We start from the raw sequence: 19,794 nt of genomic DNA, 5'->3' as shown, positions 1-19,794 counted from the left end.
TTTGCATCAATATTTTGTGATTTATTCGGTAATCGTTGCATCTGGTTCAATAATTGGTTTGCCATTTTTTAAAGCTTCAAGCGCATCGGCATTGAAGTCGATAAGCAGGGAATTGTTTTTTGCATCGATTGAATAATTGCTAATGAGCTTTTGGTCACCATTTAAAGTTTCAAGCTTATATTCGTCTGCAATATTCATAATCCCGCTCAAATTGGTGGTTGCGGAGGCCATGTCATGGCGAAGTAGTTCATAGACATCGCGTAAATCAAAAATTGCGTTTTGAGCATCTGGGTGTTTGTTTAGGTAGTTGCGAATATGATGAATCACCAATTGGGCAGATAGAAAATAATCAGGTTTATGCGTAAATTCTAAAGTCATTATTGTCTCTCCGTTGTGATTGCTTTTAGTGTTTTATCTACAAATATCACACTCTTTAAAAGTGATGTCAAAGAGTTGCAAAAAAGCGACAAGATTTCAAAAAGTGGCTGTCATGAAATTGAAAAACAGCATTGTATAAAATGCCATGGTAGCGAAAAAAAATGAATGAATTGATGTTGAATTAATCAAAAAATAGAATAGAAAACATTTAGGAAATAAATGGTTGATGTCGGTATTTTTAATCTGTACTGGATGCTTAGGCAGCAAAATTACGGGTTTATGTACAAAACTGTTCAGTCATAATTTTCTAAAAAAATCCAATAAGTGTAAAAAAAAATAAAAAACTAATTTTTTATTTAAATAAGCGATTGATCCTAATTTTAAGGGAATAAACTTGAGTTTAATGCTGAAATGATTAAAAAATCATCCTAAAGACCAATACCGATAAGCTAGCAAGAAGTGACCTCAATCGGGTACAATTGGCGGGATTAATTTTGTGTTTGGTGTATTTGAAGGCCAATACATACATTCTTTGTTAATAAATAGGCCTGCCAGGAGTTATCCCCGCATGAGTGCCATTACTCCATACGATTGGGCAATTATTGCCTTCGTGATCGGCGTTACATTCCTTTGCGTCTTTATGCTGACCGTCCCATTACTCCTTGGGGGTAAATCATGGGGTCGTGCTAAGCAAGAGCAGTTTGAGTCAGGTGTAGTAGGTGCTGGTGGTGCACGTATTCGCTTGTCTGCGAAATTCTATTTAGTTGCAATTTTCTTCGTCGTATTTGATCTCGAAGCACTTTATCTTTATGCATGGTCTACATCTGTGCGTGAAGCAGGTTGGTTCGGTTTTACAACTGTTGTGATCTTTGTGATCGATTTATTGATTGCTTTGATTTATGCAGTAAAAGTGGGTGCTTTAGATTGGTCACCTTCTGATAAACGTAAAGCAGCTGGTAAGCCGATGAAAATTGGATCTCCAAATATGGATATCGCAGAAATCACACGCTTTAACTCTATTGAAGAGTTGGTTATGGACCCTACTGGTCAAATTCCAGCGCAATCATCTGGTCGTGTGAAATCTAAATCACCGACTGCATCATCTGACAAGGAGTAATACGGGATGAAATATACCTTAACCCGTGCGAATCCGGATGCTGATCAATATCCACTTCAAGAGCGCCAGATCGTAACGGATCCGCTTGAAGAAGAAGTGAATAAAAATGTGTTCATGACTCGTTTAGAAGACGTGGCACATACAGCAGTAAACTGGGGTCGTAAGAACTCAGTTTGGCCGTTCAACTTTGGTACATCTTGCTGCTACGTAGAGTATGCAACGACGCTTACAGGCGTGCATGACTTGTCACGTTTTGGTGCCGAGGTTATTCGTGCTTCACCACGTCAGGCTGACTTAATGATTGTTGCAGGTACGTGCTTCATGAAAATGGCACCTGTAATTCAACGTTTGTACGAGCAAATGCTCGAGCCTAAATGGGTGATCTCAATGGGCGCATGTGCAAACTCAGGTGGTATGTACGACATTTATTCAGTTGTACAAGGTGTGGATAAAATCATCCCTGTGGATGTGTACATTCCAGGTTGCCCACCACGTCCTGAAGCTTTAATTCAGGCATTAATGTTATTGCAAGACCAGATTCAACTTGAGCGCCGTCCTCTTTCTGCGGTGATTGGTGATGATCTTCAGCCAGTATATAAGCCAAAGATGATGCCAGAACGCGACCGTAAAAATGCACAGCGTATTGCCGTGAAAAACTTACGCTCAATGGATGAAATTAAATAATCTGAGCGACAAAGTATTGATACACCCGGACTGGGTGTAATTGTCGTTTTGATTGACTGAATTTGTATTAAATAGGAAGCCAAGCCAATGGCTGAAACTGACATTGCTATGCCAGAATCAACTCCAGTTGATTCCCGCCCTGCATTTGCAATTGTAGAAGAGCTCAAAACCAAATTTGGTGAGAACTTCTATGTGCAAAAGACTTTTGAAGACTTTCCAACAGTCTGGGTTGAGCGCGCACGTGTACAAGAAGTTTTAATGTTCTTGCGTACGGTGTCACGTCCATACGTGATGCTGTTTGACTTGTCTGCGGTAGATGAGCGTTTACGTACTCACCGCGATGGTTTACCTGCGTCTGACTTCACAGTGTTCTATCATTTGTTATCACTTGAGCGTAACACTGACATTCGTATTAAAGTTGCTTTAAGCGAGAATGATGTAAATCTTCCGACTGCAACTAACATTTGGCCAAATGCCAACTGGTACGAACGTGAAGCTTATGACATGTTCGGCATCAACTTCGAAGGGCATCCAATGCTCCGTCGTATCTTGTTGCCAACATACTGGGAAGGTCACCCACTTCGTAAAGAATACTCAGCGCGTGCAACTGAATATACGCCGTATATGCAGAACCAAGCGAAACAGGATTACGAACAAGAGCATCTTCGTTTCGTACCTGAAGATTGGGGTATGAAGCGCGGGAACGATGACGAAGATTTCATGTTCCTAAACTTAGGTCCTAACCATCCATCTGCACACGGTGCCTTCCGTGTGATTTTGCAGTTAGATGGTGAAGAAGTAAAAGACTGTGTACCTGACATCGGCTATCACCACCGTGGCGTGGAAAAAATGGCTGAACGTCAAACTTGGCACTCATTCATTCCGTATACAGACCGTGTCGACTACTTGGGTGGTTGTGCGCAAAACATGCCTTATGTATTGGGTGTGGAGCAAATGGCAGGCATCACTGTTCCTGACCGTGCGCAATGTATCCGTGTGATGATGTCTGAATTGTTCCGCATCAATAACCACTTGTTATTTATCGGTACTGCGATTCAGGATGCTGGCGGTATGACACCTGTATTCTATATGTTCGCTGACCGTCAAAAAATCTATGACGCGATTGAAGCGATCACAGGTTACCGTATGCACCCAGCATGGTTCCGTATCGGTGGTACAGCACACGACTTGCCAAACAACTGGCAGCACCTAATCCGTGAAATCTTGGATTGGATGCCTAAACGTATGAACGAGTACTACACAGCAGCATTGAAAAACTCAGTGTTTATTGGTCGTACACGTAATGTTGCGCAATACGATGCAAAATCTGCATTGGCTTGGGGTGTAACGGGTACTGGTCTACGTGCAACAGGTATTGATTTCGACGTACGTAAATACCGTCCATATAGCGGTTATGAAAACTACGACTTCGATGTACCTTTAGAGTACGAAGGTGATGCTTATGCACGTGTGATGGTTCACTTCCGTGAAATTGAAGAATCACTGAAAATCGTTAAGCAATGTCTAGATAACATGCCATCTGGTGCTTACAAAGCTGACCATCCACTGGCTGTTCCACCACCAAAAGATAAAACTTTACAAGACATCGAAACATTGATTACGCACTTCTTGAGCGTGTCATGGGGTCCTGTAATGCCAGCAGGCGAAAGCTCTGTAATGGCGGAAGTGGTAAAAGGCGCGTCGAACTACTACTTGACTTCAGATAAGTCAACCATGAGTTACCGTACCCGTATTCGTACACCAACTTTCACGCACTTACAGCAAATGCCTTCTGTGATTAACGGCAGCTTAATGTCTGACTTAATCATTTATTTAGCGACAATTGACGTCGTAATGGCTGACGTGGATCGCTAAGGGGTAATCGCATTATGATGATTTTGACTGACAAAAAACCACGTGTGAATGTTGAAGGGATTTTAACTGCGGAAGAAATCCACGATATTGAACATCACATTGGTCACTATCCATACCCACGTGCGGCATGTTTGGATGCATTGAAATGCGTACAACGTCGTAATGGCTGGGTAGATGATGCACAGATGAATGCTATTGCACAATTGCTCAGCATGAGTCTTGCAGACTTGGAAGGTGTAGCTACTTTCTATAACCGTATTTACCGTCAGCCAGTAGGCCGTCACGTAATTTTATTGTGTGACTCAATTGCTTGCTTCTTGATGGGTGCGGAAACGCTTGCTGAAGCATTCCAACGTGAATTGGGTATTTCATTTGGTCAAACGACTGCAGATGGTCGTTTTACTTTGCTACCAATTTGCTGCTTGGGTAACTGTGACAAAGGTCCGACGTTAATGATTGACGAAGACACTCACGGTCTAGTTGAAGTGACTTCAATTAAACAGTTATTGGAGAAGTATGTATGAATACTGAACCAAAACCAATTTATGGCGACGGTAACCCAGAAACTCACCCATTAACTTGGCGTTTGAGCAAACAGGAACATGTTCGCAGTGCAGATGATTATGAAGCTTTAGATGGTTATGCAGGCTTTAAAAAAGCTATTGGCATGAAACCCGCTGAAGTTCTTGATGTCATTAAAGCTGCGACTGTAAAAGGTCGTGGTGGTGCAGGTTTCCCAGCAGGGATTAAATGGTCGTTGATGGCGCCAAATGATGGCGGTCCTCGTTACCTGATCTGTAATGCCGATGAAATGGAACCAGGTACATTCAAAGACCGTTTGTTGATGGAAAAACTTCCTCACCAATTGATCGAAGGTATGTTGATTGCCGGTTATACCCTTGAAGCAACTCAAGGTTATATCTTCATTCGTGGTGAATACATCGAAGCTGCTCAATACTTAAATGAAGCACTTGAGCAAGTTCGTGCCAAAGGTTACTTGGGTGAAAACATTCAAGGCACTGGTTGGAACTTTGATTTACATGTGCATACTGGCGCGGGTCGTTATATTTGCGGTGAAGAAACTGCATTGATTAACTCGCTTGAAGGTCGCCGTGCAAACCCTCGTACTAAACCACCATTCCCACAAGTTGCGGGTGCATGGGGTCGTCCTACAATCGTAAACAACGTAGAGACTTACAACAACTTACCAGCCATTATGCTTCGTGGTCCTGAATGGTACATCGGTTTATCTGAAGGTAAATCGAAAGATCCAGGTACTAAAATTTACGGCGCTTCAGGCAAAGTAAAATTCCCTGGTCTTTGGGAATTACCATTTGGTACGACTGCGCGTGAAGTGATTGAAGATCATGCTGGTGGTATGCGTGATGGTCTTAAACTTAAAGCTTGGTTGCCAGGTGGTGCGTCTACCGATTTCCTTGCTGCTGAACACATTGACCTTCCTATGGATGCTGAGAGCATCATGAAAGCAGGTTCACGTTTAGGTACGTGTTTGCTGATGGTAGTTGATGAAACTCAGTGTATGGTTTCTGCGACACGTAACTTAGAAGAATTCTTCGCGCGTGAATCATGTGGTTTCTGTACGCCTTGCCGTGATGGTCTACCTTGGGCTGTTAAAGCATTAAAAGCTTTAGAAAATGGCGAAGGTAAGAAAGAAGATATCGATCACTTACAAGAACTGACTCGTAAGCTTTGGATTGGTAAAACTTTCTGTGCCCATGCACCGGGTGCAATGGAACCGCTTATGGGCGCGCTCAAACATTTCCGTGGCGAATTTGAAGCAAAAGTAGTGAATGCTGCTGCTCAAGTTAGCAACGCCGAACAAGTTTAAGGAATTCGACTATGGCTACAATTCATGTCGATGGCAAATCGTACGAAGTCAATGGCTCAGAGAACTTGCTTCAAGCATGTTTGTCTTTGGGTATTGATATTCCGTACTTTTGTTGGCATCCATCCTTAGGTTCTGTCGGCTCTTGCCGTCAATGTGCTGTGACTCAATATGCGAATCCGGAAGATACCCGTGGTCGTTTGGTCATGTCATGTATGACACCAGCAGCTGACAATACCTATATCTCAATTGAAGATACTGAAGCGAAAAACTTCCGTGCGTCAATTGTAGAATTCTTAATGACCAACCACCCACACGACTGTCCAGTGTGTGAAGAAGGTGGTCACTGTCATTTACAAGATATGACTGTGATGACACAGCATGATCGTCGTCGCTACCGTTTCACAAAACGTACGCATTACAACCAAGAGCTAGGCTCATTCATTTCTCATGAAATGAACCGTTGTATCGCATGCTACCGTTGTGTTCGTTACTACAAAGATTATGCAGGTGGTACAGACTTCGGCGTGTATGCAAGTGCATCGCGTGTTTACTTCGGTCGTCCAGAATCAGGTACTTTAGAGTCTGAATTCTCTGGTAACTTGACTGAAGTTTGCCCAACAGGTGTGTTCACAGATAAAACTCACTCAGAACGCTATAACCGTAAATGGGACATGCAGTATGCGCCAAGCGTATGCCAAGGCTGTTCTTCTGGTTGTAATATTTCTCCGGGTGAGCGTTATGGCGAACTCCGTCGTGTTGAAAACCGTTTCAACGGCGACGTGAACCAATACTTCCTTTGCGATAAAGGTCGTTTCGGTACAGGTTATGTGAACCGTGAAGATCGTCCGCGTCAACCGCAATTCCGTTCAGGTAGCAATGTAACAACTGTTTCAGTTGACCAAGCACTTGATACCGTAATTGAAAATATCCAAGGCAAAAAAGTATTGGGTATCGGTTCACCACGTGCATCACTTGAATCTAACTTCGCGCTTCGTGAGTTAGTGGGTCAAGAAAACTATTCAACAGGTATTTCTCAAAAAGAGCAAAAACTGGTTGAACTAGCTGCTTCTATTATGCAAACCGAAGGTGTTTACAACCCAGGTATGCGTGAAATTGAAAGCTATGATGCAGTGCTTATTTTGGGTGAAGATTTAACTCAAACTGCACCACGTATGGCATTGTCTGTTCGCCAAGCAGCGAAGAACAAAGCCAAAGAAATGGCGGCAGAAAAACGTACTCAAGAATGGTTAGCTGAACCTGTACAACGTATTGCACAAGATGAAAAATCTCCGATTTATATCTTGGCGGCAACACAAACTCGTCTAGCTGACGTTGCAACAGGTGAAGTGGTTGCTTCTCCAAACGATATTGCACGTTTAGGCTTTGCTGTTGCAGCAGGCGTAAAAGGTGAGGCGATTCTTGGTTTAGACGATGATGCAAAAGCATTTGCACAAAGCATTGCTGACACATTAAAAGCTGCGAAAAAACCATTGATCATCTCGGGTACAAGCTTACAAGACGCATCAATCATGGAAGCTGCTGCACAAGTAGCGCAAAACCTTGGTTCAAATGCGGGCTTAACATTGACTGTTCCTGAAGTGAACTCAATGGGCTTGGCGATTCTTGGTGGTCAAAGCTTAGAACAAGCGTTTGCACAAGACTTCGATACCGTGATCATTGTTGAAAATGACCTTTACCGTCGTTTACCAGCAGCACAAGTTGATGCCGCACTTTCAGGCAAAGAAGTGATTGTTCTAGATCACTCTGAAACTGAAACTGTGAAAAAAGCCAATATCGTTCTTTCTGCTGCAAGCTTCGCTGAAGGCGATGGTACTGTTGTATCGCAAGAAGGCCGTGCACAACGTTTCTACCAAGTGTATGACCCTAGCTACTACAAACCAGAACTTGCAATCAAAGAATCTTGGCGTTGGTTACATGCCATTGAAACTGGCGTGCAAGGCAAAGCGATTTCTTGGACATTGCTTGATGACGTAATTGAGTCAGTTGCGAAAAACGTACCTGCGCTTGAAGCGATTCAAGATGTTGCTCCAGATGCTGGCTTCCGTGTACATGGTCTTAAAGTAGCACGTGAACCACGTCGTTACTCAGGTCGTACTGCGATGCGTGCACCGCTTTCTATTCACGAGCCTAAACAGCCAGTGGATAAAGATTCTGCGTTAACGTTCTCAATGGAAGGTTATGTCGGTACTGAAACACCTTCACCACTTGTACCATTTGCATGGTCGGCGGGTTGGAACTCACCACAAGCTTGGAACAAATTCCAAGACAAGGTGGGCGGTCATTTAAAAGGTGGTGATTCAGGCATTCGTCTATTTGATCGTTTAGCAAAACGTCCTGCACGTACTTTCGTAGCGCCTGCGCCTGTACTTGTGAATGCAGATAGTTTCCGTCTTGTACCAATGCACCATATTTTTGCTTCTGGCGAATTTACGGTGAAAACACCTGCAATGGAATCGCGTATTCCAGAAGCAATGTTTGCAGTAGGTGAGCAAGATGCGGCACGTTTGAATGTTCAAGATGGTCAGCGTATCACTGTGAAAGCAGGCGAAGCTGAAATCGTCCTTCCAGTTCAAGTGATTGAATATTTACCAACAGGCTATATCGGTTACCCAGTAGGTCTTGCACCTACAGTATCGCTTGCAGAACCTGTTTCAGTCGCGGTAGGAGTGTAATTCATGGAACAAGAATTAATCCGTCAAACGCCGCTGTGGGCTGAAAACTGGCCAATTGCCTATTCAGTTCTTCAAGCAATCGTGATCTTGCTGGTTGTAGTTTTGATCGCTGCGTTGATGTCTTTTATTGAACGTCGTTTACTCGGCTTGTGGCAAGACCGTTACGGTCCGAACCGTGTAGGTCCGGGTGGTATGTTCCAGATCGTTGCCGACATGCTGAAAATCATGTTCAAAGAAGACTGGACACCAAAATTTGCTGACAAGCTAACTTTCCGTTTAGCGCCAGCGGTTGCAATGGGTACTGCGGTACTTTCATTCATGGTTATTCCTGTTTCGCCTTATTTAGGTGTTTCAGACATGAGTATCGGTCTATTGTTCTTTATGGCAATGGCAGGTATTGCAGTGTATGCCGTGTTATTTGGTGGTTGGTCATCAAATAACAAATACGCACTTTTGGGTGGTCTACGTTCTGCAGCTCAAACTATTTCTTATGAAGTGTTCTTGGGTATCTCGTTGATGGGTGTGGTTGCAATTGCAGGCTCATTCAACATGCGTGAAATCGTTGAAGCACAAAAAGATTGCTGGTTTGTTATTCCACAATTCTTAGGTTTCTTAATCTTCGTGGTTGCGGGTGTTGCGGTAACTCACCGTCATCCATTTGACCAACCAGAAGCAGAACAAGAATTGGCGGAAGGTTACCATGTCGAATACGGCGGTATGAAATGGGGTATGTTCTTCGTTGCGGAATACGTAAACGTGGTACTGATCTCTGCACTTATCGTGACTTTATTCTTCGGTGGTTGGTTAGCGCCTTTCAACTTAGAAATTCCATTCGTTCCAGCAGCATTCTGGTTCATTATTAAAACAGCATTCTTTGTAATGATGTTTGTCTTGGCTCGTGGTTCTTTAATGCGTCCACGTTATGACCAAGTGATGAACTTTGGTTGGAAAATTTGCTTGCCATTGGCGTTGGTTAACCTTCTGGTAACTGGTGCTGTGATTCTGATGAATCAGGCCTAAGACAGCAGGGAGAATAAAATGTTTAAATTTCTAGCTGGATTTGGGTCAATTGTACGTTCACTGTGGATGGTTTTCTCACACGTGACACGTAAACGTGACACCATTTTATATCCAGAAGTACCTGCTGAAGACATCGTACCACCACGTTTCCGTGGTCGTATTGTGTTGACGCGTGACCCTGATGGCGAAGAGCGTTGTGTTGCATGTAACCTTTGTGCGGTTGCATGTCCTGTAGGTTGTATCTCACTACAAAAAGCTGAACATGAAGATGGTCGTTGGTATCCGGAATTTTTCCGTATCAACTTCTCACGCTGCATTTTCTGCGGTATGTGTGAAGAAGCATGTCCTACGACTGCAATTCAATTAACACCTGACTTTGAGTTAGGTGAGTATGTGCGTCAAGACTTGGTATATGAGAAAGAAAACTTACTTATTTCAGGTCCAGGTAAATATCCAGACTACAACTTCTACCGTGTAACCGGTATGGCAGTTGCTGGTAAAGATAAAGGTCAAGCGCAACGCGAAAGCGCGCCAGTTGATGTACGGAGTCTATTACCATGATGTGGCCATTTTATTTGATGGCACTCGTGGCCATTGTTTCTACAGTTCGTGTTGTGACCAACACGAACCCAGTACACGCTTTATTAAGCTTGATTATTTCTTTACTTGCTGTTGCAGGTATCTTCATGATCGTGGGTGCGCCATTCGCTGGTGCACTTGAAATTATCGTTTACGCTGGCGCAATTATGGTGCTGTTCGTATTCGTCGTGATGATGCTGAATCTTGGTCAAAATACTGTTGAGCAAGAAAGCAAGTGGTTGACTTCATCTGCGTGGGCTTATCCTGCGTTGATGAGCTTCCTCATGGGTTTAATCCTTGTATGGATGCTGAAATCTGACTACACAACAACAGGTGCTCTTATGGGTACTGAAGTTGTAGGTCCGAAACAAGTAGGTACTACACTCTTTACACAGTATTTATTACTGGTTGAAGTTGCTGCGATGTTATTGATTGGCGCACTTGTCGCTGCATTCCATCTAGGTAAACGTGAGCCGGGTGCAGAAGAGGACAAACAATAATGGGCAACATCCCTTTAGAACATGGTTTGATCGTTGCAACTATCCTTTTTGCACTGGGTTTTTACGGTGTGATGGTTCGACGCAACTTACTATTTATTTTAATGAGCCTTGAAATCATGATGAACGCTGCTGCTCTTGCGTTTGTCATGGCGGGGAGTGCATGGGCACAGCCAGACGGTCAAGTGATGTTTATCTTGATCTTAACGCTTGCTGCAGCAGAGGCTTGTATCGGTCTTGCGATCGTCCTTCAGTTCTATCATCGCTTCCATCACCTGGATGTGGATGCTGCTAGTGAGATGCGCGGATGAGTTATTTATATTTAACAGTACTATTCCCGCTGATCGGTTTCATCCTTTTAGCGGCAGGTCGTAAGAACCTTCCTGAATCAGTTGCAGCCATTATTGGTGCAGGTTCAGTCGGCCTTTCAGCATTATTTGCATTAATTGCAGGTATTGACTTTGTGAACAAAGGTTCAGTTGCGACAACTCAGCATCTTTGGACTTGGTTCAGTGCAGGTGATTTAGCACCGGGCTTTACGCTTCACCTTGACGGCTTATCATTATTAATGATGGGAATGGTCACAGGTGTAGGCTTCTTGATTCACATCTTTGCAACGTGGTATATGCGCGGCGAAGAAGACTTTGCGCGTTTCTTCTCATACTTCAACCTATTCGTAGCAAGCATGCTACTTCTAGTGTTGGGTGACAACTTAGCGTTGTTATTCCTCGGTTGGGAAGGTGTAGGTCTATGTTCATACCTATTGATTGGTTACTACTACCAAACACCTGCAAACGGTTTTGCTGCAATTAAAGCATTCACTGTAACTCGTGTAGGTGACGTATTCTTACTGATCGCTTTGTTCTTAATCTACCAACAGTTCGGTACTTTAAACATTGCAGAAGTTGTAGCTACTGCGCCAACAGTTTTGGCTCAGAGTTCTTCTATTGCAATTTGGACTGCACTGATGTTGTTCTTGGGTGCTGCAGGTAAATCTGCACAGATCCCATTACAAACATGGTTGGCAGATGCGATGGCTGGTCCCACACCAGTATCTGCATTGATCCACGCAGCAACAATGGTAACAGCAGGTGTTTACCTATGTAGCCGTATGTTCAGCGTGTTTGAACAAGCGCCAGAAGTGATGATGTTCATTTCAATCACAGGTGCGGTGACATTACTGGTTGCTGGTTTTGCAGCATTGGTTCAAACAGACATCAAACGTATTCTTGCTTACTCTACTATGAGTCAGTTGGGTTATATGTTTATGGCTGTAGGTGCTGAAGCTTACCAAGCGGGTCTATTCCACATGCTGACTCACGCATTCTTCAAGGCATTATTATTCTTGTCTTCTGGTGCGGTGATTCTTGCATTCCATCATGAACAAAACATTTTCAAGATGGGTGGTCTATTCCACAAAAACAAATTCTTGTTTGCTTGTTTTGCTATTGGTGGCGGTGCATTGGCAGCGATTCCATTCATCACAATCGGCTTCTTCTCAAAAGATGCGATCTTGGGTGCTGTATGGGTGAAAGGCCAAGCGATTGCAGTTTATGATTGCTTATACTGGACTGGTGTAGTCGGTGCATTCTTAACGTCTATTTATACATTCCGTCTTATCTGGGTTGTATTCTTTGGTAAAGAAAACACGCCTTACCACGAAATCAAAGGCGTTACTTACTGGGGTCCATTGGCGATTCTTGCTGTGCTTTCAACTGGTTTAGCTTATGTATTAAAAGCACCAGTAACGAATATTTTAAATGCTGCACAAATTCCAGCGTTTAATGTTCCTGAAGCACTTGAACACGGTATGCATAGTGCTGAATATACAGCAGTGGGTATCGCGCTTGCAGGTTTGGCTGTTGGTGTCGTGTTATTTGCTTTTGCCTACAGCGCAGTGAAATCGTTTGCGAAAACTTCATTGGGTGCAGGCCTTGCAAATATCTGCCGTAATGCATTGGGCTTTGATGCGTTGTACAACATCGTATTTGTTAAGCCTTATTTGCTACTGGCTAAAATCATTGGTCGTGATCCAATTGACGGCTTATGGCTTGTATTACCAGCACTTGTTAAAGGCGGTAATAGCTTTACAAGTTCGCGTCAAACAGGTTCATTGCGTGAATACGCATCAAGTATGGCATTCGGTACGTTTGCTTTACTGTTGATCCTGGTCGTGATTCAGGTCGTGGGGAAATAAAATGGAAACTCCAAACAATTTAATTCTACCCGCTCTGGTCCTTATACCGTTCATTGCAGGTTTCGTATGTTGGCTTGTCGATAAACTCGACAAGCACTTACCACGCTATATCGCGTTAATCGGTATGCTTTTAACGTTGGTAATGACTGTCGTTTTATGGCAAACCGGTACCTATAACTATGAGTTAGGTACTCAAACACCACAGTGGGCTGCACAGTTTGACCTACCGTGGATTACTACTTTAGGTATTCACATTCATTTGGCTGTGGATGGCTTATCACTTCTTATGGTTGGTTTGACTGCATTACTTGGTGTACTTGCAGTAGGCTGTTCATGGGGTGAGATTCAAAAGAACGTTGGTTTCTTCCACTTAAACCTTTTATGGTCTTTGGGTGGTGTAATCGGTGTATTCCTTGCGATTGACTTATTTTTATTCTTCTTCTTCTGGGAGATGATGCTAGTACCTATCTACTTCTTGATCGCACTTTGGGGTCATAAAGGGGCAGAGGGTAAATCGCGTGTTTATGCTGCAACTAAATTCTTCATCTATACACAAGTTGCTGGTCTGATCATGTTGATCGGTATCTTGGGTTTAGTGGTTATTGGTTACCAAATCAACGGCGAAATCAGCTTTAACTATAATGTTCTTATGAATGTTGCTCATACTGTTGAAGCGCAAGCTCCAGCGATTGCTTATGCATTCATGATCTGTATGTTCATTGGTTTTGCGGTAAAACTTCCAGTTTTCCCATTACATGGTTGGTTACCTGATGCGCATGCTCAAGCACCGACAGCGGGTTCTGTTGACCTTGCAGGTATCTTGATTAAAACTGCGGCTTATGGTCTGTTACGTTTCGTAATTCCATTCTTCCCAGTTGCATCTGCTCAGTTTGCTGACATTGCAATCATTCTTGGTTTAATTGGTATTTTCTACGGTGCATGGTGTGCATTCCAACAAACAGACATGAAACGTCTGCTTGCCTACACATCTATTTCGCACATGGGCTTTGTACTTCTTGCTTTGTATGCAGGTAATATCCTGACTTTCCAAGGCTTGATGATTATGATGCTTGCACACGGTATTTCTTCTGCTGCGCTGTTCATTATGTGTGGTCAAGTTTACGAACGTTTGCATACACGTGATATGCGTCTAATGGGCGGTATCCGTGGTCAGTTCCAATACCTTTCATTCTTCTTAATGTTCTTTGTTGCTGCACTTGTGGGTATCCCAGGTCTAGGTAACTTCATCGGTGAATTCCTCATCTTGATGGGTTCTTATGACAAGTTCCCTGTGTACACAATTCTTGCTGCAGTAAGCTTAGTATTTGCCGGTCTTTACGGTTTAATCCTGATCCACAAAGCATTGTTTGGTACGCCAAATGAAGAACAAAAACAACATTATGCAAATCCGTTGAAAGACTTAAATGCGCGTGAAGTTGTGATTCTTTTAATCTGTGCTCTTGGTCTAGTATGGCTTGGTCTATACCCACAAAGCTTCCTTGATATTTCAAACTCAAGCATGGCGTGGATTGCGAACAGTTATATTCCAGTTCAAGAAGTCGTTGATGTTGTGCAGCAAATTGCTGTACAACCTGAAAATGTGGAGATGCAATAAGCCATGGACTTCACAATGTCATTTTCTGAGCTTATGCCATTAGCTCCTGTGATGATCGTGGCTTTAACTGCGATCGTCGTGATGTTGCTAATTGCAATCAAGCGTAACCACAATTTAGTTGCAACGACTTCCGTTATCGGTCTGAACCTTGCAGCCTTTTATATTATTTTTGTATTCGTTGCAGGGCACTATGCTCCTGCAAACGTAATGAACTTATTCATCGTAGATCCGTTTACGATGCTGTATCAGTTTGTGATTTTAATTGCAGCGCTAGCGTGCTGTACTTTGTCTCATGCGTATATCGAATCATATAAAGATAACCGCGAAGAACTTTACATCTTGATGCTGTGTTCAGTAACAGGCGCGTTGTTGATGGTGGCTAGTTCACACTATGCATCATTCTTCATCAGCCTTGAGTTAATGTCGATTCCAGTATACGGCCTATTGGCGTATACACATCAACGTTCTCAATCACTTGAAGCCGGCGTGAAATACTTGGTGCTTTCAGCAACTGCATCTGCGATGTTGTTGATGGGTATGGCTTACGTATACGCGTACACAGGTACAATGGCATTCGTTGCTGAACCAGGCAAAATGTTCACATCGTTCAGTCAACCAGGTGTTGTGCTTGGTCTTGCACTGATTGTATTTGCTGTTGCATTCAAATTGTCTCTTGCTCCATTCCATAAATGGACACCAGACGTATATGCAGGCGCACCAGCACCAGTTGCAACATTCCTTGCAACTGTCGCTAAAGTGGCAATGATCGGTCTATTTGTTCGTTACTTCTTGGCTTCTGGTTTGATCCTTTCAGACAGCTTCATCACAATTGTGACCATCATTGCAGTCTTGTCTATCCTTGCGGGTAACTTGTTAGCAGTGCGTCAAGTGAACTTGAAACGTATCCTTGCATACTCTTCAATTGCTCACTTCGGTTACTTACTTGTGGCGATTATCAGCGCACGTAATACAGACTTTGTTCAAGTACAGGGCTTTGCAACATTTAGCAGCGTAAACGTTTATGTTATTACTTATGTATTAACAACAATCGGTGCGTTCGGTGTTGTGACACTGATGTCTAGTCCGTACAACAACAAAGACGAAGCTGGTAGCCTTGCAGAGTACCGTGGTTTATTCTGGCGTCGTCCAGTTTTGACTGCAACTTTAACTGTAATGATGTTGTCTTTAGCAGGTATTCCATTAACTGCGGGCTTCATTGGTAAGTTCCTTGTCATCAAAACAGCAGTAGCTGGTGGTTCATGGTTCTTAGCAGCAATGGTGATTCTAGGTTCGGGTATTGGTTTGTACTACTACCTACGTGTGATGGTTGTGATGTACATGACTCCGCCAGAAAACCCACGTATCGATGCTGTCGATCATTGGGGTCAAAAAGTGGGTGGTATCATGGTACTTGGCGCAGCTGCATTAGTATTGTTAATTGGTGTATATCCAGACCCAATTATTGCCGTTTCTCAAATCGGTTACTTTGCAATTTCACCTGAGCTACAACAGTTCATCATGAGCTTGATCCAAAGTGGTTTTAACTAATCAATTAAACAATTAATTTAGTTATTACAAAAAAGCCTCCTGTAATGGGGGCTTTTTTATTTTTATCATTTGTTAAATAGCTTTATAATAGATGAAATTTTATCTTAACCTTTTAGGTGTTCTCCCGTGGCTATCCATGAAATCCGTCATCCGTTAATCCGACATAAACTCGGATTACTTCGTCGTGCAGACATTAGTACTAAAAACTTCCGTGAGCTTGCTCAAGAAGTGACTATGCTTTTGACTTATGAAGCAACTAAAGATTTACCAATGGTCGATCATGAAATTGATGGCTGGAATGGTAAAGTGACTGTAGACCGTATTGCGGGTAAAAAAATAACGGTTGTGCCGATTCTACGTGCGGGTATTGGTATGTTAGACGGTTTCTTAAACTTGATTCCAAGTGCAAAAGTATCTGTACTAGGTCTTGAACGTGATGAAGAAACGTTAGAAGCACGTACTTACTATAAAAAACTAGTACCAGACGTACAAAATCGTCTTGCAATGATCATCGACCCAATGCTTGCAACAGGTTCATCTTTGGTTGCTGCAATTGATGTGTTGAAGGCAAGTGGCTGTAAAGATATTCGTGTTATGGTTCTTGTTGCAGCACCAGTCGGTATTAAACGCGTCAACGATGCTCACCCAGACGTGACAATCTATACTGCATCTGTAGACCAAGGTTTAAACGAAAATGGTTATATTGTTCCAGGTCTTGGTGATGCTGGCGATAAAATTTTCGGTTCAGTTCAAAAAGATTAATTTTTGAGTTGAATCAGAAAAGAGGCTTTTATAGCCTCTTTTTTATATACTAATGACATTGGCATAAATGGAATAGGATACTTTATGAAGTTCGAACAATATAAAGGCAAAGTTAAGCAGTACAATCCTGAAAAGGGCTTCGGCTTTCTTTCATGTGAAGAAGGTGATGTATTTTTCCATATCTCTGACTTTCCAGCAGATGGTGTAGAGCCAAAGCGTAATGATCGCGTTAAATTTAATGTGGTTGAAAATGGTGATCGTTATAAAGCCATTAATATTGAACGTGAAGAAGATAAATCAGCAAAAGCTAAAAAATCGAAAGTTGTTTCAAATAATCAGTCTATTACGTCTGCATTGCTTTCAAACTTACGTAAGTAAATTTTCAATAATTAAGTAATAAAGAAGAGGTCATTTAGATCTCTTTTTTATAACAATCTGCAAATTAAAAGAAATTATTAGAGATATTTTTATGTTCCATGAGGGGAAAATCAAAAGTTATAACACAGAGCGTGGCTTTGGTTTTATTCAACGAGATCAAGAAAAAGATATTTTCTTTCATATTACCGATGTACCAAGTCGACATATCGAACCCAAGGTTGGAGAGAATGTAAAATATCTTATCGTGGAAGAAAATGGTAAGTTCAAAGCCGATAATATCGTGCGTTTAGATTTAAAACAGAATGTAATGTTACCAAATCAATCTAAAAATAATCCAATAACAGTAAGTAAGTCACAGCTTAATAAAACAAATCTTACAGGTAATAGCAGTAAAATATTCACGATCATTGGACTAATCGTTATAGTTATATTGTCATTTATGCTATATGAAAAATATCAACAATATCAGGAACAAAAGAAACAGCGATTGCAGGAATTAATGCAGAAAAATGAAAATATTGTAAAAGGACAACGCAAAGCCTTGGGAGACTTCCAGAGTGAAGGGCTCTCTGAACAAGGCAGAAAAAATTTGTATGGTGATTCAGCTACAAATACATTGAATAATACGGATATGAGAGAACCTGTGCAGAAACAAGTTATTTCACAGTTTAAGTGTGATGGTCGTCAGCACTGCACTCAAATGCGTTCCTATGATGAAGCTGTTTTTTTCCTTCGAAATTGTCCCGATACAAAAATGGATGGAGATCGTGACGGAATTCCATGTGAACAACAATTTGGTCGACATTAATTCAACAAAAAAGCGCCAATTGGCGCTTTTTTTATTTATACAGATTTTTCACAAAATTGCATAAAGGCTTTTAAACCGGGACCTTGATACTTCTGACGATGCACCAACATGAACAATGGACGTGCCAACTGCCAGAATGGGGTATTTAACACAACCAGCTGACCTTTTTCACGTAAAGGTTCAATCGCAAGTTTAGAAATACAAGACATGCCAAGACCACCCGCGACAATTTTTAAAATCGCTTCGTTATGCCCAAGGGTTAAACGAATGTTGGCATCTGGGAGATCTTTTAAAATCGCATTGTCAAAGACTTCACGCGTACCAGAGCCTTCTTCACGTAAGATCCATTCGACATCTTTAAAGTCTTCAGAGCTTAATGCACGATCTAATTGTGCTAATGGATGCTCAGGTGAGCAGCATACCGCTAACTCATCATCACGCCAATGAATGCACTGGAGTTGCGGCAGGTGACATGAACCTTCAATTAATGCCAAGTCCAACTGGAATTGATTTACCGCTTCAATCATTTGGCGAGTATTACCCACTTGAAGCTGTAAATGTGCTTGCGGCTGAATTTGTAGGAAATCTGCCATCAAATCAGGCATTAAGTAATCGCTAATGGTCAGGGTCGCACCCAAACGTAGATCAATACTTTGTAATTCACCCTTAGCTGCTTGTTCAAAAGCTTCACAGCGCCCTAAAATTTCCAAAGCTTGAGGCAAAAGGAAACGACCTAAGTCATTCAATTGCAAGCGTTTACCAAGTCGATCAAATAATGGAGCACCGAGACCATCTTCGAGGTCAGCCAACGCCATACTTGCCGCACTTTGGGTAAGTTTGACAGCATCACTGGCTTTGGTAACGGTACCTTCTTGAGCGACTGCTACAAAAACAGCCAACTGGCGTAAAGTCATGCGCATGAATCAGGCCTTAACATTTAAAAAATATTAATAAATTATGCTGTCATGCTAACATGAGCACAGTCTTTCACGCCACGTTCAAATCATGTCAATTGAAAAATTTAGCTTAGAAAAGGTTTTATCTGTACACCGTTGGACCAATACTTTGTTCAGTTTTACCATGACGCGGCCCGCACATTTTAAATTTACTGCAGGTCAGTTTGCACGAATAGGTTTGAAAGTTGGTGATGAATTGGTGGTACGCGCCTATTCGGTGGTGTCATCGCCCTTTGATGAGACTTTAGAGTTCTTTTCGATTGTCGTACCTGATGGTGCATTTACTTCGAACTTACAACACCTACAAGTGGGTGATGAGCTGTATTTAGAAAAAGTCCCATATGGCTTTTTAACGCTGGCGCGTTATCAGTTGCCACTGCCAAAAGATTTGTGGTTGCTCGGTACAGGTACAGGTTTAGCACCATTTTTATCGATGCTACAAGACTTTGAAACTTGGTCAAAATACGAAAAAATTAATTTAGTGTATAGCGTGCGTACTGAGTCTGAACTGGCTTATCTGGATCGTATACAGGAAATTGCAGAAACTTTTGGTGAAGGTCACAGCGGCTTTAAATTTATTCCAATTATCACCCGTGACCCGAATGCATCCTTGCATGATCGCTTACCGGTATTAATTGAAAATGGTGAATTAGAAAAGGCTGCAGGCTTAGCGTTTAATGTTGAAACGACGCATGTCATGCTCTGTGGCAATCCGCAAATGGTAGACGATACTAAAGCCGCACTCAAAGCACGTGGATTAACGATGAATCGACGTGGTGAAGGAAATATTGCGGTAGAAAATTATTGGTAAGACCGACTGCATTAAAAAAGCTCATCC

19 protein-coding genes are annotated in these 19,794 nt (G+C 42.3%); 17 read left to right on the top strand and 2 right to left on the bottom strand.

Translation table 11 applies throughout. The annotated features are described in order from the left end of the window. Positions 1–21: 21 nt before the first annotated feature. Positions 22–378 (bottom strand): hypothetical protein, encoded by a 357-nt coding sequence (locus tag B9T33_RS15535; protein ID WP_086179795.1) that lies wholly within the window; start codon positions 376–378, stop codon positions 22–24. Between the two features lie 568 nt (positions 379–946). Here B9T33_RS15535 and ndhC point away from each other — a divergent pair. From ndhC to B9T33_RS15455, 16 genes are all read left to right on the top strand, one after another. Continuing rightward, entirely contained in the window at positions 947–1,495 is a 549-nt protein-coding gene (gene ndhC / locus B9T33_RS15530; protein WP_086179794.1) for an NADH-quinone oxidoreductase subunit A, read from the top strand. Positions 1,496–1,501: 6 nt separating this feature from the next. Beyond that, positions 1,502–2,179, top strand: a complete 678-nt coding sequence (locus B9T33_RS15525; protein WP_086179793.1) for a NuoB/complex I 20 kDa subunit family protein — start codon at positions 1,502–1,504, stop codon at positions 2,177–2,179. An 87-nt stretch (positions 2,180–2,266) separates the two neighbouring features. Further along, positions 2,267–4,054, top strand: a complete 1,788-nt coding sequence (nuoC, locus tag B9T33_RS15520; protein WP_086179792.1) for an NADH-quinone oxidoreductase subunit C/D — start codon at positions 2,267–2,269, stop codon at positions 4,052–4,054. A 14-nt stretch (positions 4,055–4,068) separates the two neighbouring features. Further along, on the top strand, positions 4,069–4,578 hold the full coding sequence (gene nuoE, locus B9T33_RS15515; RefSeq protein ID WP_078191103.1) for an NADH-quinone oxidoreductase subunit NuoE: 510 nt from the start codon (positions 4,069–4,071) through the stop codon (positions 4,576–4,578). Next, positions 4,575–5,903 carry an NADH-quinone oxidoreductase subunit NuoF gene (gene nuoF / locus B9T33_RS15510; protein WP_086179791.1) on the top strand — a complete coding sequence of 443 codons (1,329 nt, stop codon included), beginning with the start codon at positions 4,575–4,577 and terminating at the stop codon, positions 5,901–5,903. The genes nuoE and nuoF overlap by 4 nt, the downstream gene beginning before the upstream one ends. Positions 5,904–5,914: 11 nt before the next feature. After that, positions 5,915–8,596: an NADH-quinone oxidoreductase subunit NuoG gene (gene nuoG, locus B9T33_RS15505; protein WP_086179790.1), complete on the top strand. Its 2,682-nt coding sequence runs from the start codon at positions 5,915–5,917 to the stop codon at positions 8,594–8,596. Positions 8,597–8,599: 3 nt separating this feature from the next. Further along, on the top strand, positions 8,600–9,616 hold the full coding sequence (gene nuoH, locus B9T33_RS15500) for an NADH-quinone oxidoreductase subunit NuoH (protein ID WP_086179789.1): 1,017 nt from the start codon (positions 8,600–8,602) through the stop codon (positions 9,614–9,616). An 18-nt stretch (positions 9,617–9,634) separates the two neighbouring features. Further along, positions 9,635–10,177, top strand: coding sequence for an NADH-quinone oxidoreductase subunit NuoI (gene nuoI, locus B9T33_RS15495; protein WP_086179788.1), 543 nt, complete (start codon positions 9,635–9,637; stop codon positions 10,175–10,177). Further along, positions 10,177–10,695 carry an NADH-quinone oxidoreductase subunit J gene (gene nuoJ / locus B9T33_RS15490; RefSeq protein ID WP_171263655.1) on the top strand — a complete coding sequence of 173 codons (519 nt, stop codon included), beginning with the start codon at positions 10,177–10,179 and terminating at the stop codon, positions 10,693–10,695. The genes nuoI and nuoJ overlap by 1 nt, the downstream gene beginning before the upstream one ends. After that, the gene (nuoK, locus tag B9T33_RS15485) at positions 10,695–11,003 is read left to right on the top strand and encodes an NADH-quinone oxidoreductase subunit NuoK (protein WP_086179786.1); all 309 of its coding nucleotides are present in this window, start codon (positions 10,695–10,697) and stop codon (positions 11,001–11,003) included. Before nuoJ ends, nuoK begins: the two co-directional genes overlap by 1 nt. Beyond that, a complete protein-coding gene (gene nuoL / locus B9T33_RS15480; RefSeq protein ID WP_086179785.1) occupies positions 11,000–12,889 on the top strand; it encodes an NADH-quinone oxidoreductase subunit L in 1,890 nt (629 codons plus the stop codon). Before nuoK ends, nuoL begins: the two co-directional genes overlap by 4 nt. Position 12,890: 1 nt before the next feature. Continuing rightward, a complete protein-coding gene (gene nuoM, locus B9T33_RS15475; protein WP_086179784.1) occupies positions 12,891–14,504 on the top strand; it encodes an NADH-quinone oxidoreductase subunit M in 1,614 nt (537 codons plus the stop codon). Between the two features lie 3 nt (positions 14,505–14,507). Beyond that, positions 14,508–16,052: an NADH-quinone oxidoreductase subunit NuoN gene (nuoN, locus tag B9T33_RS15470; protein ID WP_086179783.1), complete on the top strand. Its 1,545-nt coding sequence runs from the start codon at positions 14,508–14,510 to the stop codon at positions 16,050–16,052. 126 nt (positions 16,053–16,178) lie between these two features. After that, positions 16,179–16,814, top strand: coding sequence for a uracil phosphoribosyltransferase (gene upp / locus B9T33_RS15465; RefSeq protein WP_086179782.1), 636 nt, complete (start codon positions 16,179–16,181; stop codon positions 16,812–16,814). An 84-nt stretch (positions 16,815–16,898) separates the two neighbouring features. Further along, positions 16,899–17,192: a cold shock domain-containing protein gene (locus tag B9T33_RS15460; RefSeq protein ID WP_086179781.1), complete on the top strand. Its 294-nt coding sequence runs from the start codon at positions 16,899–16,901 to the stop codon at positions 17,190–17,192. A 91-nt stretch (positions 17,193–17,283) separates the two neighbouring features. Further along, complete coding sequence (locus tag B9T33_RS15455; protein ID WP_086179780.1) at positions 17,284–18,000, top strand: cold shock domain-containing protein; 717 nt, start codon at positions 17,284–17,286, stop codon at positions 17,998–18,000. Between the two features lie 35 nt (positions 18,001–18,035). On the opposite strand, the gene gigC is transcribed toward B9T33_RS15455, so the two are convergent. Continuing rightward, complete coding sequence (gene gigC / locus B9T33_RS15450) at positions 18,036–18,920, bottom strand: LysR family transcriptional regulator GigC (RefSeq protein ID WP_086179779.1); 885 nt, start codon at positions 18,918–18,920, stop codon at positions 18,036–18,038. A gap of 85 nt (positions 18,921–19,005) precedes the next feature. Here gigC and B9T33_RS15445 point away from each other — a divergent pair, with 85 nt between their 5' ends. After that, a complete protein-coding gene (locus B9T33_RS15445; RefSeq protein WP_086179778.1) occupies positions 19,006–19,767 on the top strand; it encodes a ferredoxin--NADP reductase in 762 nt (253 codons plus the stop codon). The last annotated feature ends 27 nt before the right edge of the window (positions 19,768–19,794 follow it).

The organism is Acinetobacter sp. ANC 5054 (assembly GCF_002135295.1).
In the GTDB taxonomy this organism is placed as follows: Bacteria; Pseudomonadota; Gammaproteobacteria; order Pseudomonadales; family Moraxellaceae; genus Acinetobacter.
Note: the sequence above shows the minus strand (reverse complement) of the source record. Positions and strands in the feature narration are given on the sequence as shown.

Excerpts from the sequence above, each read along its gene's own strand:
- gigC (WP_086179779.1), bottom strand. The coding sequence starts at position 18,920 with ATGCGCATGACTTTACGCCAGTTGGCTGTTTTTGTAGCAGTCGCTCAA.
- nuoG (WP_086179790.1), top strand. The coding sequence starts at position 5,915 with ATGGCTACAATTCATGTCGATGGCAAATCGTACGAAGTCAATGGCTCA.
- nuoL (WP_086179785.1), top strand. The coding sequence starts at position 11,000 with ATGAGTTATTTATATTTAACAGTACTATTCCCGCTGATCGGTTTCATC.
- nuoK (WP_086179786.1), top strand. The coding sequence starts at position 10,695 with ATGGGCAACATCCCTTTAGAACATGGTTTGATCGTTGCAACTATCCTT.
- nuoC (WP_086179792.1), top strand. The coding sequence starts at position 2,267 with ATGGCTGAAACTGACATTGCTATGCCAGAATCAACTCCAGTTGATTCC.
- B9T33_RS15460 (WP_086179781.1), top strand. The coding sequence starts at position 16,899 with ATGAAGTTCGAACAATATAAAGGCAAAGTTAAGCAGTACAATCCTGAA.
- ndhC (WP_086179794.1), top strand. The coding sequence starts at position 947 with ATGAGTGCCATTACTCCATACGATTGGGCAATTATTGCCTTCGTGATC.
- B9T33_RS15525 (WP_086179793.1), top strand. The coding sequence starts at position 1,502 with ATGAAATATACCTTAACCCGTGCGAATCCGGATGCTGATCAATATCCA.
- nuoN (WP_086179783.1), top strand. The coding sequence starts at position 14,508 with ATGGACTTCACAATGTCATTTTCTGAGCTTATGCCATTAGCTCCTGTG.
- B9T33_RS15445 (WP_086179778.1), top strand. The coding sequence starts at position 19,006 with ATGTCAATTGAAAAATTTAGCTTAGAAAAGGTTTTATCTGTACACCGT.
- nuoI (WP_086179788.1), top strand. The coding sequence starts at position 9,635 with ATGTTTAAATTTCTAGCTGGATTTGGGTCAATTGTACGTTCACTGTGG.
- nuoH (WP_086179789.1), top strand. The coding sequence starts at position 8,600 with ATGGAACAAGAATTAATCCGTCAAACGCCGCTGTGGGCTGAAAACTGG.
- nuoF (WP_086179791.1), top strand. The coding sequence starts at position 4,575 with ATGAATACTGAACCAAAACCAATTTATGGCGACGGTAACCCAGAAACT.
- B9T33_RS15455 (WP_086179780.1), top strand. The coding sequence starts at position 17,284 with ATGTTCCATGAGGGGAAAATCAAAAGTTATAACACAGAGCGTGGCTTT.
- B9T33_RS15535 (WP_086179795.1), bottom strand. The coding sequence starts at position 378 with ATGACTTTAGAATTTACGCATAAACCTGATTATTTTCTATCTGCCCAA.
- nuoM (WP_086179784.1), top strand. The coding sequence starts at position 12,891 with ATGGAAACTCCAAACAATTTAATTCTACCCGCTCTGGTCCTTATACCG.
- nuoE (WP_078191103.1), top strand. The coding sequence starts at position 4,069 with ATGATGATTTTGACTGACAAAAAACCACGTGTGAATGTTGAAGGGATT.
- nuoJ (WP_171263655.1), top strand. The coding sequence starts at position 10,177 with ATGTGGCCATTTTATTTGATGGCACTCGTGGCCATTGTTTCTACAGTT.